This window comes from Pseudanabaena sp. FACHB-2040 (genome assembly GCF_014696715.1).
Lineage (GTDB): Bacteria > Cyanobacteriota > Cyanobacteriia > Phormidesmidales > Phormidesmidaceae > JACVSF01.
In genome coordinates this window covers 117,506-131,027 of record NZ_JACJQO010000010.1, presented here as the reverse complement: position 1 = coordinate 131,027, position 13,522 = coordinate 117,506, and the positions used below count along the sequence as shown (strand labels likewise).

The following is a 13,522-nucleotide window of genomic DNA, read 5'->3' as shown; positions in this document are numbered from 1 at the left end:
ACGATTAGTTCACCTCTGAAGGCAGGGAACTGGCGGCTGACTGAGCCCGAATTCTGGGCCAGGGAATCATGGGGTCTTGAGCGATCTTCTGGGAAACCTGGTAAGCACCGTATCGGTTTAGGTGACTGGGATCAGAGAAGTAGTCATAGCGATTGATCCAGGCCTGGCCAAGATCGCGGAAGATAAAGCCGGTTTCGGTTGCAGACAACCGCAGCATGTACTGTAAGAAAGCGTCTTCTGCTTCTTTGCGATAGTCGTCTAGGTACTCGTCGGTGAGGGGAGTGTTGATAAAGACAAGGGGCACTCCCTGAGCCTGAGTGAACTGCAACAGTTCTCTAAAAGCCTCGTCTTGCTGGCCGTCTAGCCGGAAAGATTCGTAGTCGCCGTCGTAAACGCCCTGAACCCGAGCATGCTTTTGGTAGTAGGTAGCCGGATTGAACCGCAGGGAGAGGGCCAAGAACCCATCAAAGTCGATGAAGCTGCCCTCTGGCATGACGGCGTCCATAGGTTCGGCTTCGCCCGTTGCGGTTGCAACTGGGGTAGCCAAAACGCTCATTTGCTGCTGAAACCAGGTCTTGAGCCGTTCTCGATCAGGATACACGGCTGAAAAGCTGACCAGCTGATCGCTTAACCAGGTGTCCATTGACTGATAGCTATTGGCTAAAGATTTAGCAATGCCTGAGCTGTCTGCTCCAGCATCTTCTGAGGCGCTGCCTTCGACAGCAAGCTGACCGCTGAGCAGTTCACGGTAGCCTTCGGAAGTTGCGATCGCATTGTACGTAACATCTTCCCGGCCGCTGTTAAAGGCGCGCGCCCCATCTGCCCAAATAATCACCTTAGGAAGCTGACCTGGCTGCAAAATGCGGCGCAGGGTCAGCTCTACAACCTGGGCCGTAGCCCCGTTGATGCCGAAGTTAAAAACGCTGACGCCTTCATAGCCCAAGTTAGACAGCTCTTTTTGTAAAGCTACCGGGTCAACTCCTCGCAGCGCCCGAGAGCTGCCTACAATCAGGACATCGGTTGGGCCCTCCTGCTGTAGACGCTGGTGGTAAAGGGCCAATTTCTCATCCATCTGCTGACTGCGGAAGGAAGGATAGGGCGAGGCTCCCAGCAGGTCATCGGTCATGGCAATGGGCTGCTGTGGGCTGGTCGGCAAGTCTGCCGAAGTTGCCCCAAAGGGCTGGCTGGGCGTTCCGGTAAAGGTGCCGCCATCCTCAAGGTTTGTACCTTCCTGGCCCCAGTTTAAGTCAGCTAGCTGTTCTTCCAGAGTGGGTTCTGCTGTTTCGGGGCGGGTGGGCTCGACCACCTCGGGCAGAGGAGTTGCTTCTGCAACTCCCGCAGCCGCTGGAGGTCGCAGCAGCTGGCCCATCAGCCAGTCTAGCTGTAGAGCCATCAGCAGGCCCACCGCGCCCCAGACAACGGCAATTCGCATACCGTCTTGAGTCGCAGGATCGGGGGCAGACTGAAGAAAATCGGGGGCAGACTGGGGGGCAAATAGGTGCGATCGCACCAGCCCTTGCCGGATTATCTGCAGCAGCCCATTGCTCCACTGCCCCAAGGCTGGCCCTATCTGGGTCTGGGTATCGTCGATCTCCAGTTCCTGGACGGGGCCTTCAGGTCGAGCTAGCAGTTCGTTGACATAGGCATCAGAGGCCGTGAATTCGGGCGTCGCCTCAGGCACTAGGCGGCGGCGAGAGGTAAAGTCAGCCCCATAGCTCCAGCTAGGCTGGGCTTGGCCTGAGCGCCGACCATAGATGCGCACACCTTGAATGCCGCTGATATCGAGCTGGCGCAGCCGCTGACTGGCGCTAGCAGCCACCTGCCGCCGCTGGGGCGCAATAGGTCCATCGACCATGACGTGGAGCAGCTTGTCTCGCACCAACAGCTGCACCCGCAGTCCACCCGTGGCTAGCTGCTCCTCTAAATTGGGGTTGAGCAGCCGCGTCAACAAAAACGCGATAGCTGGCAGGTCTCCGACAGCGGCTAGCGCCTCCGGCGTCAGAGCCAAATTTTCGTGCTCAGCTCCCGGCAGATCGGCATAGCCAACCCAAGCTGCTGCATCTGCCGCCGCCTGACCATAGACCACAAGGCGGTGAATGCCCTGGGGGGCTAAAGGCTCCAGCAGGGGCAGCACCGCTTCCTGCACCGTAGCCCAGGGGGGCAGGTCAGCCCCTGGGTCAGACTGGCACACCACATGCAGGGTGCTTTCTTTCAGCTCAGCCGTGGCCTTCAGGTGTAGCGGTTCTAGGCGCGTGGTTAGAAGGGTTGCGATCGCATCTACCTCACCCCAGCGAGCCCATTCCCGCAGCATCTCCTCTGGCGGAGTGAGGTCAATGCGCAGGCTCCAGTCTGGAGTGGCCTCTCCCCGCACCTGCATCAGCAGGACGGCATCTTTATACTGGGTGAGCTGGAGCTGCCGCAGCCGCTCAGCGGTGGGCAGAGCTATCAGTGAGGGATCCGGGCTATAGACCGCTTCACAGAGAATCCACAGCCGGGGAATGGCGGCTTCGCCCGGACCGGGCTGCTCAACTGGGGCTGCTGCTTCTGCCCCATGGTCTTCAATCGTAATGGCGGCCTTAGGCAAGTGGGCCGTTCCCGGAATCGCCTTGATGCTGACCCAAACTCCCACATCTAAGGTGCTCAGCGTCTCACTGAGATACCAGGCAATCGCCTCAGGGTCCCCCTTACGGGCCAGGCTCAGGTTAGAGAGCACAATAGCGCCTCCGGCCCCATCTTCGGCATAGGCCTTCAGCGTCTTGGGGTCGCCCTCGGTGTAGCTCCGCAGGAGGGCCTGGGTGGCCTTGAGATCGGCCTCGTCTTGAGACTCCAGCACTAGCTGGGCTAGGTGGCGCTCCAAGCGGTTCAGGTAGATGGGGGCGGTCCATGCCGGAACCGGATTTCCTACGGCCCGGCTGTAAAGATAGATCTGGTAGACCTGAGGATATGCCTGCTTTATCAGGGTTGCCCCTTGAGGGTCCAGCAGCCCCCGAACTAGATTTAGAAGGACAGGTGCCTGCTCAAGGGCCTCTGGTGTCTCACAGAGGAGATGCAAAATGTTGCCCCGCAGCTTTATGTGGAGCTTGGCTGCAGGGGTACCCACGATTTGCTGCAGCCAGGGCACAATCCCAACAGTTGGCCCAACCGTTGGCCCAGCCGTCGAGGGTATATTGGAGGGTGTACGGGAAAGGGGCACAGGCATAGATGTCTACAACGAGTCCTCAATCGCCAAAGATATAGGCACTAGGGACAAAAGGTGCAAAACTTCGGGCGGTACTTCATCAACTTGACCCAGGCTGAACTTGACTCTGAACTTGCCCCTGGGTTTAAGCTGTGGGAAGTTCCTCAAAGCGAGCACTCCCTTGACAAAATGCTTAAGCCCAGTTTTACCGCAACTAAGTAAATTTCGGTAACACGGCTTCCATCAATGCGCTTCAAATATAGCAGTGAAGGTATAGCAGTGAAGAATACATTAGACCAAAATTTTTGGGCTCAATTCACTCAGTCAATTATTTGCCCTCTATTGTAGTCATGCAAAGAAAGCTTGCGTTCCTGTGACAAAGACTCACGGGCAGGCGGGCAGGTAACTACCGTAAATAGACCACGCTTAATTCCCTCACCCTTTTCTGCTCCCTATGGACTCATCTCGCTCCCCGGCTTCTCCACCCGCTGCTGCATCCTTAAAGCCAGCCGATTTGTGGCTCAGCCTCCTGACGCCACCGCTGTTGGTCGGCATTGTAGGCATTCGCTCGTTGGCAGATGCGCTACAGCAGGTTGGCCTAGCTAGTGAAGAACTGTTTCGTGGCGATCGCCTACCGTCCTTGACCATTCCTGAGCCGCCTTTCGAAGATTAAAACGACTCTAATTGCTGTACTTGCGATCGCACTTGCTCGTTAGGGTCTAGAGCCACTACTAGTTTTGGACAGGTTGCAGATCAAGGCAGTTGGGATTTGCGATCGCAGTCCCCTGTATCGAGCGTGGACAGTCCCTCCTTCATGAAACCTCTGATAAAAAAACACTTTGAGTTAATTCAGGTAATCGAGAGCAACTACAGATTGCGGGATATAGAGGCTGGAGCCTTGAAAAAAGCAATTTCGGCCTGCAACGAGCAAATTGCGATCGCGCCTGAAGTAGCACAGCTTTTTCATCAAGAATTTGAGGCGTTGAATCAGCCTTCAACCAAGGACAACAAACAGCCTTTAGCAACGCCTGTTGTAGCTTTGCCAGTACACACCGGCTACACCCAACTCGCCATTATTCGAGAGCAGCAAGCGCGATTCGCAGAGGCCATTTGCCTTTGTCGTGAAGCTCAAGCCCTGGGCTGGGCTGATGACTGGGACAATCGTATTGCCAGATGTCAGCAAAAGCAGAAAAAGCAGGCAGCCAATTCTTGATTTTTCTGCTGGAGAGCTGTGGGAGGAGCAACCACTGAAGCAGATCTAGTCGTTATCCGGCTTCAAAAGATACTGGCAGGGAGGGCGGTGTGCTCCTGGGTCAGAACTGAGGCCCGCTACTCCCCCTAAACCCGGATCAAAGTACTGCTCAACCACTACACAAAACTATCCCTAACCAGCCACCGCTGCAAAACTGCGCAGGGGCTTCAACAGGTGCCCCGTTAAGCGGGCGATCGCAAACGCAATCAGCACTACCGAGCAGCTCACTCGCTCAGGCTGCACCTCCAATTCCAGGCTAATCACAAGAAGGGTGATCAGCGTGTCAGTGCGACAACAGGAAAGTTCTGTAGGATGCTGTATAAAGAACTTGTTTGCGAATTTGCTACCCACCTAGCAGACCCCTAAAAAGGGAACTTGAAATTTGTTAGGGCCTGGGCGATATTGCTGTACTGCACAATGGCTTACTTTCATGAGTTCAACCTTGAACACGCCTGGTGACGCTTACCCTGCGGGGCAAACCCTTTTGGAATTGCCAAACTCTACTTCAATGGCAGATGCCTCTGCCCAGGATTTCTCTTTGCGGCACCGACTCAAGGTCGTTGAAGATATCTGGGAAAACGTTCTGCAGCACGAATGTGGCCAAAATCTTCTCGACCTACTGCGTCAGCTGCGCCAGATGTGCTCCCCCGAAGGGCAGGCTCCCACGGCAAATGAGGCCAGAGTCAAAGCGGTTGTAGACGTCGTCGAAGCGCTGGATTTAGAAGATGCGATTCGGGCTTCGCGAGCCTTTGCCCTCTATTTTCAGCTAATCAATATCGTTGAGCAGCACTATGAGCAGCGAGGGCAGCAGCAGCAGTATCGAGCAGCTTACGAAGACTCGGAGCGATCGCAAGCCCAAGCCCAGTCCATCTTTAACCACCTCGAGGCTCCAGCCCAGCTGCTAGAAGATGGCCCCACCGCCGATGCTCGTAGCCACCTCTTTCAGGCCGATCTGCTCAATCGCAGCCTGCAGGAAGGAGCCGACAGCCGTAAGGAAATGGGCACCTTTTACTGGCTGTTCCCCATGCTGAAGCGGCTAAATGTGCCGCCCCAGCTAATTCAAAACCTGATCAATCAGCTCGATGTGCGGCTAGTGTTCACGGCCCACCCCACCGAAATTGTGCGCCACACCATTCGAGATAAGCAGCGGCGCATTGCCGATATTCTGCGTCGGCTAGATCTGGCAGAAGAAGGAGCCCAAAATATTGGGCTGTCTTCTACCTGGGAAGTTGAAGGCCTTAAATCTCAGCTCACTGAAGAAGTTAGGCTGTGGTGGCGCACAGATGAGCTGCACCAGTTCAAGCCCTCCGTCCTTGATGAAGTAGACTACACGCTCCACTACTTTCAGGTGGTGCTGTTTGATGCGCTGCCCCAGCTCTACCTGCGTTTCGAGCGGGCGCTAAAGGCCACCTTCCCCCACCTGCAGCCGCCCCGCCATCGCTACTGCCGCTTTGGCTCCTGGGTAGGCTCCGATCGCGATGGCAACCCCTCGGTGACCCCCGAAGTCACCTTCAAAACAGCCTGTTTTCAGCGCAACCTGGTGCTGGAAAAGTACGTTATCTCAATTAAGAACCTGACCAACCTGCTCAGCCTCTCACTCCACTGGAGCGAAGTGCTGCCAGAGCTCCTGGAGTCGCTAGAGCAAGACCAGGTCAAAATGCCTGAGATCTACGACCGGCTGGCCATTCGATATCGACAAGAACCCTACCGGCTAAAGCTAGCCTATATCCAGCAGCGGCTAGAAAATACTCTGCACCGTAGCCTTCGGCTCTATGAGGGCAACTACTCCCTCAGCCAACCTGGCAAAGATTTTCAGTCGGCCAACAGCTACCACTCAGGAGAAGAGTTTCTAGACGAGCTGCGGTTAATTCAGCGCAACCTGGAGGAAACTGGCCTGACTTGTGACGATCTTGAGACCTTGATTTGCCAGGTGGAGCTGTATGGCTTTAATCTGGCCCAGCTCGATCTGCGCCAGGAAAGTTCGCGCCACTCCGATGCGCTCAACGAGATCACCCAGTATCTACAGATTTTGCCGCAGCCTTACAATGACCTTTCCGAGGCTGAGAAGGTGGCGTGGCTGGTAACTGAACTGGAAACCCGTCGCCCGCTGATCCCGGCAGAGCTGTCCTTCTCTGACAAAACCTGTGAGACCATCGAGACGCTGCGGATGGTGCGTCGGCTGCATCAGGAGTTTGGCTCAGAAATTTGCCGCAGCTATGTCATCAGTATGAGCCACAGCGTCAGTGACCTGCTAGAGGTGCTGCTGCTGGCTAAAGAAGCCGGACTCTATGACCCTGCAACAGGTGTCGCGAGTATTCAGGCAGTACCTTTGTTTGAAACGGTAGAAGATCTGCAGCGGGCTCCTGCAGTACTGCACGAGCTATTTGAAATGCCGTTTTACCGCAAGGTGCTGCAGCAGAAGGGGCCAGAACACCCTGACCTGGCAGCGCCTCCGGTGGTGCCGCTGCAGGAGGTCATGTTGGGCTACTCCGACAGCAACAAAGACTCCGGCTTTTTGAGCAGTAACTGGGAGATTCATAAGGCCCAACAGTCTCTGCAAACTGTTGCCGATGGCTATGGGGTGGCGCTGCGAATTTTTCACGGGCGCGGTGGCTCTGTTGGGCGTGGCGGCGGCCCTGCCTATGAGGCGATTTTGGCTCAGCCGGGGCGCAGCATTGCCGGACGCATCAAGATCACCGAGCAGGGCGAGGTGCTGGCCTCAAAGTACAACCTGGCCGACCTGGCCCTTTACAACCTAGAAACGGTGACCACGGCGGTCATTCAGGCCAGTCTGTTGAGCAACAGCTTCGACGACATTCAGCCCTGGAACGAGATTATGGAAGAGCTGGCGGTGCGCTCTCGCAGCCATTACCGCGAGCTGGTTTACGAGCAACCCGACCTGGTCAACTTCTTCCATCAAGTAACGCCAATTGAGGAGATCAGCCAGCTCCAGATCAGCTCTCGTCCGGCCCGTCGAGGTGGGCGCAAAGACCTCAGCAGCCTGCGGGCTATTCCCTGGGTATTTAGCTGGACTCAGGCACGCTTTCTGCTGCCCTCCTGGTACGGGGTAGGGACGGCTTTGAAGGAGTTTTTAGACGAAGCGCCGGAGGAGCACCTAAAGCTGCTGCGCTCTTTCTACTACAAGTGGCCCTTTTTTAAGATGGTCATTTCTAAGGTGGAGATGACGCTTTCTAAGGTCGATCTACAAATCGCCGAGCACTATGTGCACGAACTGACCCAGCCTGAAGATCGGGAGCGGTTTCAGAGCCTGTTTGAGAAAATTGCCCAGGAGTTTTACCTGACCTGCGACCTGGTGCTGCAAATTACCGGCCATACGCGCCTACTAGATGGTGATCCGGATCTGCAGCGGTCGGTGCATTTGCGCAACGGTACGATTGTGCCTCTGGGCTTTTTGCAGGTAGCGCTGCTGAAGCGACTGCGCCAGTACAAAAATCAGGCCGCTACTGGCGTGATTCGCTCTCGCTATAGCCAGGGTGAACTTTTGCGGGGAGCGCTGCTGACGATCAACGGCATTGCCGCTGGCATGCGGAATACGGGCTAGTTGCAATTCTGTAAAGAATAGATACAATTACCATGCGTTCTCTAGGGTATTTGGTTGAATTACCGGTATCTCAGGGAGAAAAAGGGACGAAATCCCTGATTTCTCTGGGCTAGATAGGTCAGTCTGGCTATTTTTTGATCCCGGTAGAGTAATCTGGCGGCCAACTGGTGGGCCGAGTGGGGCAGTAGCCCCGGGTGTTTTCTGGCGTGAGGAGTAAAAAATGGAGAGTCTAACGCGTTGGATGGGTCGGGTTGCTTCCGCTTCAGTTTTGGGTGCTGCTGCGATCGCAACAGCCGGACTGCTGCAGGCTCCTCCGGCTCAGGCCCAGGTGGCTTACGGTAGCTATGTTGGGGTGGGGGGTGCCGTTGGTCTGACCAACGATGCCGCCACCGGGCGAGGCAATAATTTCTCGGGTGTGCTTGCCGGTCGCTACCGCTTTTTGACTATGCCGATCTCGCTGCGGGGTCAGGCATTTTTGTTTGGCGGTAACTTTGCGGTTGTGCCGACTGTTTCCTACGACGTGCCGTTGAACTGGAATTTAGATGCCTACTTGGGCGCTGGGGTGTCTTTTGCAGGGGGTGGCGACACGCCTTCTCCGGTGGGCAACCAGACAGCTTTTGTGCTGCAGCCAGGGGTTGACTATATGTTCCCCAACAGCAATCTGGTGGCTTTTGGCAACGCTATTTTTGCCTTTGATGCTTACCGGGAAGGCAGCAATATGGCCATTTCTGTCCAGGGTGGCGTGGGCATTCAGTTTTAGTTTCTTGGAACAGATGTATTAAAAACTTAAAAAGCTAAGTTACGATAACTCAGAGCATTCTCGTTAAACCGTTTGAGGTGCCTGGGTTATGGACTTAGAGCGTCCGTTGGGATCGGTCGTCCAGGGCTCGCTGAGCCAGGGTCTAGAGGTGCGGCTGCACCCAGACGTGCTGGTGGAAGATATGCGCGTAGGGAAGTTTTTGGTGGTGCGGGGGGTGCGATCGCACTTTTTTTGCATGCTCACCGATGTGACCCTGGGCACTGCCAGCAGCCGCATTTTGGCCAATCCCCCAGAGCCGTCTAACACTTTTTTGCAAGACGTATTGGCAGGAACCGGCACTTACGGCACCATTGCATTGACCCCAATGCTCATGTTCACGCCCAAGGCAGAAGACTCTGTGCCAAGCTCAGTGGCAGCGCAAAAGGCTCAGCGCAAGGCTGCCAAGGCCAGCGGCCTAGCGTCCTTTGAGGCCAATAGCAATGCTGTTGAACTCCTGCCGGTGAAGACCATTCCGGGCCACTTCAGCCAAGTCTACGACGCCTCAGAACGTGATTTCCGAGCTGTGTTTGGCTGGGAAGACGATCCCCATCGGCGCAACTTTGCCATTGGCCAACCCATCGATATGGACGTGCCTGTCTGTATTGACTTAGATCGCTTTGTCGAGCGCAGTAACGGCATTTTTGGCAAATCTGGCACCGGCAAATCCTTCCTGACCCGTCTGCTGCTGGCAGGCACGATCAAGCGCCAGGCTGCCGTCAACCTGATTTTCGACATGCACTCCGAGTATGGCTGGGAGGCGGTCAGTGAGGGCAAACGCTTTAGCACCGTCAAAGGGCTGCGGCAGCTTTTTCCGGGACAGGTGCAGATCTTCACCCTCGACCCCGAGTCCACTAAGCGCCGAGGTGTGCGCGATGCTCAGGAACTCTACATCAGCTACGACCAAATCGATGTCGAGGATCTCCTCTTAGTGCGGGGCGAGCTAAATCTCTCAGAGGCCAGCCTAGAAAACGCCATTATCCTGCGTAACGAGTTTGGCAAGTCCTGGATCAACCGCCTGCTGACCCTAAGCAACGAGGAGATTCAGGAGTTCTGCGAAACCAAGATGGGCAGCAAGTCCTCAATTATGGCTCTGCAGCGCAAGCTAACCCGGTTGGGCGACCTGAAATATATTCGCAACACCTGTCCTCACAACTACGTTAGCCAGATCCTCGACGCCATTGATGCGGGCAAGCACGTCGTGATTGAGTTTGGCTCCCAGTCCAATATGCTCTCTTACATGCTGGCAACTAACGTCATTGCCCGCCGCATTCATGCCAGCTACGTGAAAAAAGCCGACAAGTTTCTGCAGAGCAAAAACCCGGCAGATCGGCCCCAGCAGCTCATGATCACTATCGAAGAGGCCCACCGTTTCCTTGATCCGGCTACGGCTAGGCAAACCATCTTTGGCACCATTGCCCGCGAGATGCGCAAGTACTTTGTGACGCTGTTAGTGGTTGATCAGCGGCCCTCCGGCATCGACAACGAGGTGATGTCTCAGATCGGCACCCGCATCACGGCGCTGCTGAACGATGAGAAGGATATTGATGCCATCTTTACCGGCGTGTCAGGGGGGCAGGGTTTGCGATCGGTGCTGGCCAAGCTCGACTCTAAGCAGCAGGCTCTACTGCTGGGCCACGCCGTGCCGATGCCGGTAGTGGTGCGCACCCGCCCCTACGATGCCGCGTTCTACAGCGAGGTGGGCGAAACTGCCTGGGAAGAGATGCCTGATTTAGCGGTTTTTAAGGCCGCAGAAGCTGCTAAAGCCGATTTGGGCTTTTAAGGTAAATGAAATTTTCTCTGCACAGTTGATAAGGTATAGGCGTGACTATAGAGAATTTTGATCATGTTGTTGCGCCGCTGCTTTGCTCTCCTGCTTGTGTTGGCTGCCTTTCTTGGGTCTTGTGCAGCGGTAGCCGCAACGGATGATGTCAAGATTACGGCCCTCGGCAGTCATGAGGGTGAGTTTTGTGCGCGCGACCGGGCTATGGTGCTGGAAGATCCCAACGGGCTTCGCATTCTCTACGATGCAGGCAGAACGGTGGCGGGATCTGGCGACCCCCGCTTAGGCGATATCGATGTCGTGCTGATCAGTCATGTTCATGGCGATCATCTAGGCGATAGCCGCATTGCCGCCGTTAACCAGGGCACGTGCGCTCAACCCCAAACCAACGTTGGCACGACCCCCGATTCCAACAGCGTTGAGATTGCAGTCGGCAAAGAGGCCCGCATCGTGGTCGGCAGCGAGATGGCGAGCTTTCTATCCCGCAAGGTTGAGAAGTTAGGCGGCGACCCAGATTCGGTGCAGTTAGTTCGCTTTGGGGCATCGCGCACCATTGATGGCGTCAGTTTTACGACAGTGCCTGCTGTTCATTCAAACGGTTTGAGCGGTGATTTTATTGAAGGCGATTTGGGCGAGAGCCTTAGCACCGCTGGCCTGACTGCTTATGTTGGCCCACCGACTGGCTACGTCATCACCTTCTCTAACGGTTTGGTGGTTTATCTCTCAGGAGATACGGGCGTTACCGCTGAACAGGAAACCGTTGTTGCCAATCAATACGGTGCCAAGCTGGTGGTGATAAATATTGGCGATACCTTCACCACTGGGCCAAAGGAAGCGGCCTATGTGATTAATGAGCTGATCAAACCGACTGCCGTAATTCCTTCCCACGCCAACGAAGCCGCGACTAGGGGCGGCGCGCTGCTGCCAGACACTAGGACCGCAGTCTTTGTAGCAGCAACAGAAACCCCTGTGTATCTGCCGCTTAGTGGCCGAACAATTTCATTCGATGCCGATGGCCTGTGCACATCTGGGTGCTCAAATCCCTAGAAAAATGCGCCGTAGCCCTGACAAGACCATGCTCACGGGCATCGTGTCATTTTGAATGGCGGCGCTGTAGCTGGGGCGGGCTTTCAGACGGCTGAGGTAAGGTGCGATCGCATCCCGTTTCCCGCCCTCCCAAAGGGGACCAAAGCCCAGTTCTTCCAATCGGCTGAGCACAGTCGTCCACACAGCATCTGCCAGCGAGTAGTCAGCACCACAGAGCCAGTCTGATTGGCTGAGCTGATGGGTCAGCGGGTCGAGCAGGGGCTCAATTTGAGTGTTGATCTGAGCTATCTTTTCAGCATCTTGAAGGGTTTGGTTCCAAATCTGCACATCGGCTAGCTTGGCTGCATACAGCTCCTTGAGGTCAGGATGTTGCTGGATCAACCGAGGCAACAGCTTTTCTTTGATCGCCACCGTCCTGTGAGCAACCAGCCTATCTATTCCTTTTAGGTTGCCGTACATAATTGCCCGCATCGGAAAACGATTTTGTCGGTCAATCCAGGCATTCATTGTTTCTTGCAGGGCAGGGTCAGCAGGCGTCAGCTTAGGGCCAGGAAAGTGCTGATCTAGATGGCGAATAATCACCGCTGAGTCACAGATCACCTTGCCATTGTGAACCAGCGTTGGCACAACCCCTTTGGGGTTCAGGCGAATATAGTTAGGCTGCAAATTTTCAAAAGTGAGCCAGTTAACGATATGACTTTTCCAGGCAATGTTTTTCTCGGCCAAAACAAGTCTCACTTTCTGAGAGCACAAAGACTCGGGGAAATGATAGAGCTCTACGCCAGTCATCCTTGGTTTCTCCTATTTTTGAGACATGATGACAATGCCGGCGCTAATCAGGCCCAAAGCAACCAGCTGATTTGCCGTTAGGCGCTCGGCTAGAAACACGTTTGAAAGCACCAGAACCGCGCTCAGCATGATGCCAAAAAAGACGGGCAGTGCGATCGCAACCGGCAGGCGGTCCAGCGCTTTTGCAAACAGCAACAGATCGAGACAGTAAAAAAACAAAGCCCCTATAAACCAGGGGGACGAAACCAGCGCGAGCAGCCCAGGATCGGTGGCGACCAGCCGGGACTTTTTCAACAAGACGTTGGCTATGCCGGTACTGAGAGCCCCCATCCCGACCAGCAGCCAATGACCCCAAAGGTGTTGCACCATGGGCAGCTATCTCCAATCCACGTTTTTTCTGAACACCGTTACATCACAACGGTTGTTATGCAACTTATAACAACCGTTGTGATAATCTGTCAACAGTAATGTTTGCCTGCAGGCCGAGAGCGTTGTCAAAACTGATGAGCCATGCCGATCGCCGTCTTGAAGTTTCTGAAGCTGCCTGGCGGGTCATTGTCCGCGAGGGCCTAGACCGCACCACTATGCGGGCCATTGCCCAAGAGCTTGGTTCGACAACGGGCGTTGTAACCCACTACTTCCGAGACAAGGATGACCTCATGCTCTTTGCTTTGGATCGGGTGATCGAAAGGACAATTAACCATATGCAGACCTGCACGCAGGGCTACGAAGGACTCGATCGCCTCAGGCAACTGGTTTTCTCTCCGCTCCCGCTTGAACCCGGCGATGAGGACGGTTGGAGTGTATGGATTGCGTTTCTAGGCTATGCCGTAGGGCGAGAACATCTGATGGCTGAGCATCGCCGCCGCTATGCCCAACTCCACGAGATCCTTGAAAAGGAGTTGAAGGCTTTGCAGGCAGCAAAGCTAATTCGAGAAGACCTTGACCTGAGCCTTGAGGCCAATGCACTGATTGCCTTCATAGATGGAATTGGCACCGGATTTGTTGTAAATCCAGCTCAATTTGATCCAGACAAGCAAAAATATTTAGTGCTGCGCTACATTAATTCACTGCTGATGCTTTCCCCCGCCCAAGTTTAAAGCGCAGTAGCCACT

At 55.1% G+C, this 13,522-nt stretch carries 11 protein-coding genes; 7 read left to right on the top strand and 4 right to left on the bottom strand.

From position 1 onward, the window contains the following. Positions 1–4 precede the first annotated feature (4 nt). A complete protein-coding gene (locus H6G13_RS13275; protein ID WP_190483693.1) occupies positions 5–3,193 on the bottom strand; it encodes a DUF1574 domain-containing protein in 3,189 nt (1,062 codons plus the stop codon). A 439-nt stretch (positions 3,194–3,632) separates the two neighbouring features. On the opposite strand from H6G13_RS13275, the gene H6G13_RS13270 reads away from it, so the two are divergent. Next, positions 3,633–3,851, top strand: coding sequence for a hypothetical protein (locus H6G13_RS13270; protein WP_190483692.1), 219 nt, complete (start codon positions 3,633–3,635; stop codon positions 3,849–3,851). A 141-nt stretch (positions 3,852–3,992) separates the two neighbouring features. After that, on the top strand, positions 3,993–4,391 hold the full coding sequence (locus H6G13_RS13265; RefSeq protein WP_190483691.1) for a hypothetical protein: 399 nt from the start codon (positions 3,993–3,995) through the stop codon (positions 4,389–4,391). Between the two features lie 171 nt (positions 4,392–4,562). Here H6G13_RS13265 and H6G13_RS29160 read toward each other — a convergent pair whose 3' ends face one another. Further along, complete coding sequence (locus tag H6G13_RS29160; protein WP_277882513.1) at positions 4,563–4,694, bottom strand: hypothetical protein; 132 nt, start codon at positions 4,692–4,694, stop codon at positions 4,563–4,565. A 244-nt stretch (positions 4,695–4,938) separates the two neighbouring features. Between H6G13_RS29160 and ppc the strand changes: the two genes are divergently transcribed. The 4 genes from ppc (at position 4,939) to H6G13_RS13245 (ending at position 11,618) form a co-directional block, all read left to right on the top strand. Beyond that, positions 4,939–7,992, top strand: coding sequence for a phosphoenolpyruvate carboxylase (gene ppc / locus H6G13_RS13260; RefSeq protein WP_242028311.1), 3,054 nt, complete (start codon positions 4,939–4,941; stop codon positions 7,990–7,992). 220 nt (positions 7,993–8,212) lie between these two features. Beyond that, complete coding sequence (locus tag H6G13_RS13255) at positions 8,213–8,752, top strand: hypothetical protein (protein ID WP_242028302.1); 540 nt, start codon at positions 8,213–8,215, stop codon at positions 8,750–8,752. 88 nt (positions 8,753–8,840) lie between these two features. After that, positions 8,841–10,571 carry an ATP-binding protein gene (locus H6G13_RS13250; protein ID WP_190483689.1) on the top strand — a complete coding sequence of 577 codons (1,731 nt, stop codon included), beginning with the start codon at positions 8,841–8,843 and terminating at the stop codon, positions 10,569–10,571. A gap of 63 nt (positions 10,572–10,634) precedes the next feature. Continuing rightward, complete coding sequence (locus H6G13_RS13245; RefSeq protein ID WP_190483688.1) at positions 10,635–11,618, top strand: MBL fold metallo-hydrolase; 984 nt, start codon at positions 10,635–10,637, stop codon at positions 11,616–11,618. On the opposite strand, the gene H6G13_RS13240 is transcribed toward H6G13_RS13245, so the two are convergent. Both H6G13_RS13240 and H6G13_RS13235 read right to left on the bottom strand, forming a co-directional pair. Continuing rightward, positions 11,607–12,407: a glutathione S-transferase family protein gene (locus tag H6G13_RS13240; protein ID WP_242028301.1), complete on the bottom strand. Its 801-nt coding sequence runs from the start codon at positions 12,405–12,407 to the stop codon at positions 11,607–11,609. The genes H6G13_RS13245 and H6G13_RS13240 overlap by 12 nt on opposite strands. Positions 12,408–12,419: 12 nt before the next feature. After that, positions 12,420–12,776: an SMR family transporter gene (locus H6G13_RS13235; protein ID WP_190483686.1), complete on the bottom strand. Its 357-nt coding sequence runs from the start codon at positions 12,774–12,776 to the stop codon at positions 12,420–12,422. A 134-nt stretch (positions 12,777–12,910) separates the two neighbouring features. Between H6G13_RS13235 and H6G13_RS13230 the strand changes: the two genes are divergently transcribed. Next, the gene (locus tag H6G13_RS13230) at positions 12,911–13,507 is read left to right on the top strand and encodes a TetR/AcrR family transcriptional regulator (protein ID WP_190483845.1); all 597 of its coding nucleotides are present in this window, start codon (positions 12,911–12,913) and stop codon (positions 13,505–13,507) included. Positions 13,508–13,522: the final 15 nt, after the last annotated feature.

Coding starts and splice junctions, on each gene's coding strand:
- H6G13_RS13270 (WP_190483692.1), top strand. CDS start 3,633: ATGGACTCATCTCGCTCCCCGGCTTCTCCACCCGCTGCTGCATCCTTA.
- H6G13_RS13265 (WP_190483691.1), top strand. CDS start 3,993: ATGAAACCTCTGATAAAAAAACACTTTGAGTTAATTCAGGTAATCGAG.
- ppc (WP_242028311.1), top strand. CDS start 4,939: ATGGCAGATGCCTCTGCCCAGGATTTCTCTTTGCGGCACCGACTCAAG.
- H6G13_RS13255 (WP_242028302.1), top strand. CDS start 8,213: ATGGAGAGTCTAACGCGTTGGATGGGTCGGGTTGCTTCCGCTTCAGTT.
- H6G13_RS13250 (WP_190483689.1), top strand. CDS start 8,841: ATGGACTTAGAGCGTCCGTTGGGATCGGTCGTCCAGGGCTCGCTGAGC.
- H6G13_RS13245 (WP_190483688.1), top strand. CDS start 10,635: ATGTTGTTGCGCCGCTGCTTTGCTCTCCTGCTTGTGTTGGCTGCCTTT.
- H6G13_RS13240 (WP_242028301.1), bottom strand. CDS start 12,407: ATGACTGGCGTAGAGCTCTATCATTTCCCCGAGTCTTTGTGCTCTCAG.
- H6G13_RS13235 (WP_190483686.1), bottom strand. CDS start 12,776: ATGGTGCAACACCTTTGGGGTCATTGGCTGCTGGTCGGGATGGGGGCT.
- H6G13_RS13230 (WP_190483845.1), top strand. CDS start 12,911: ATGAGCCATGCCGATCGCCGTCTTGAAGTTTCTGAAGCTGCCTGGCGG.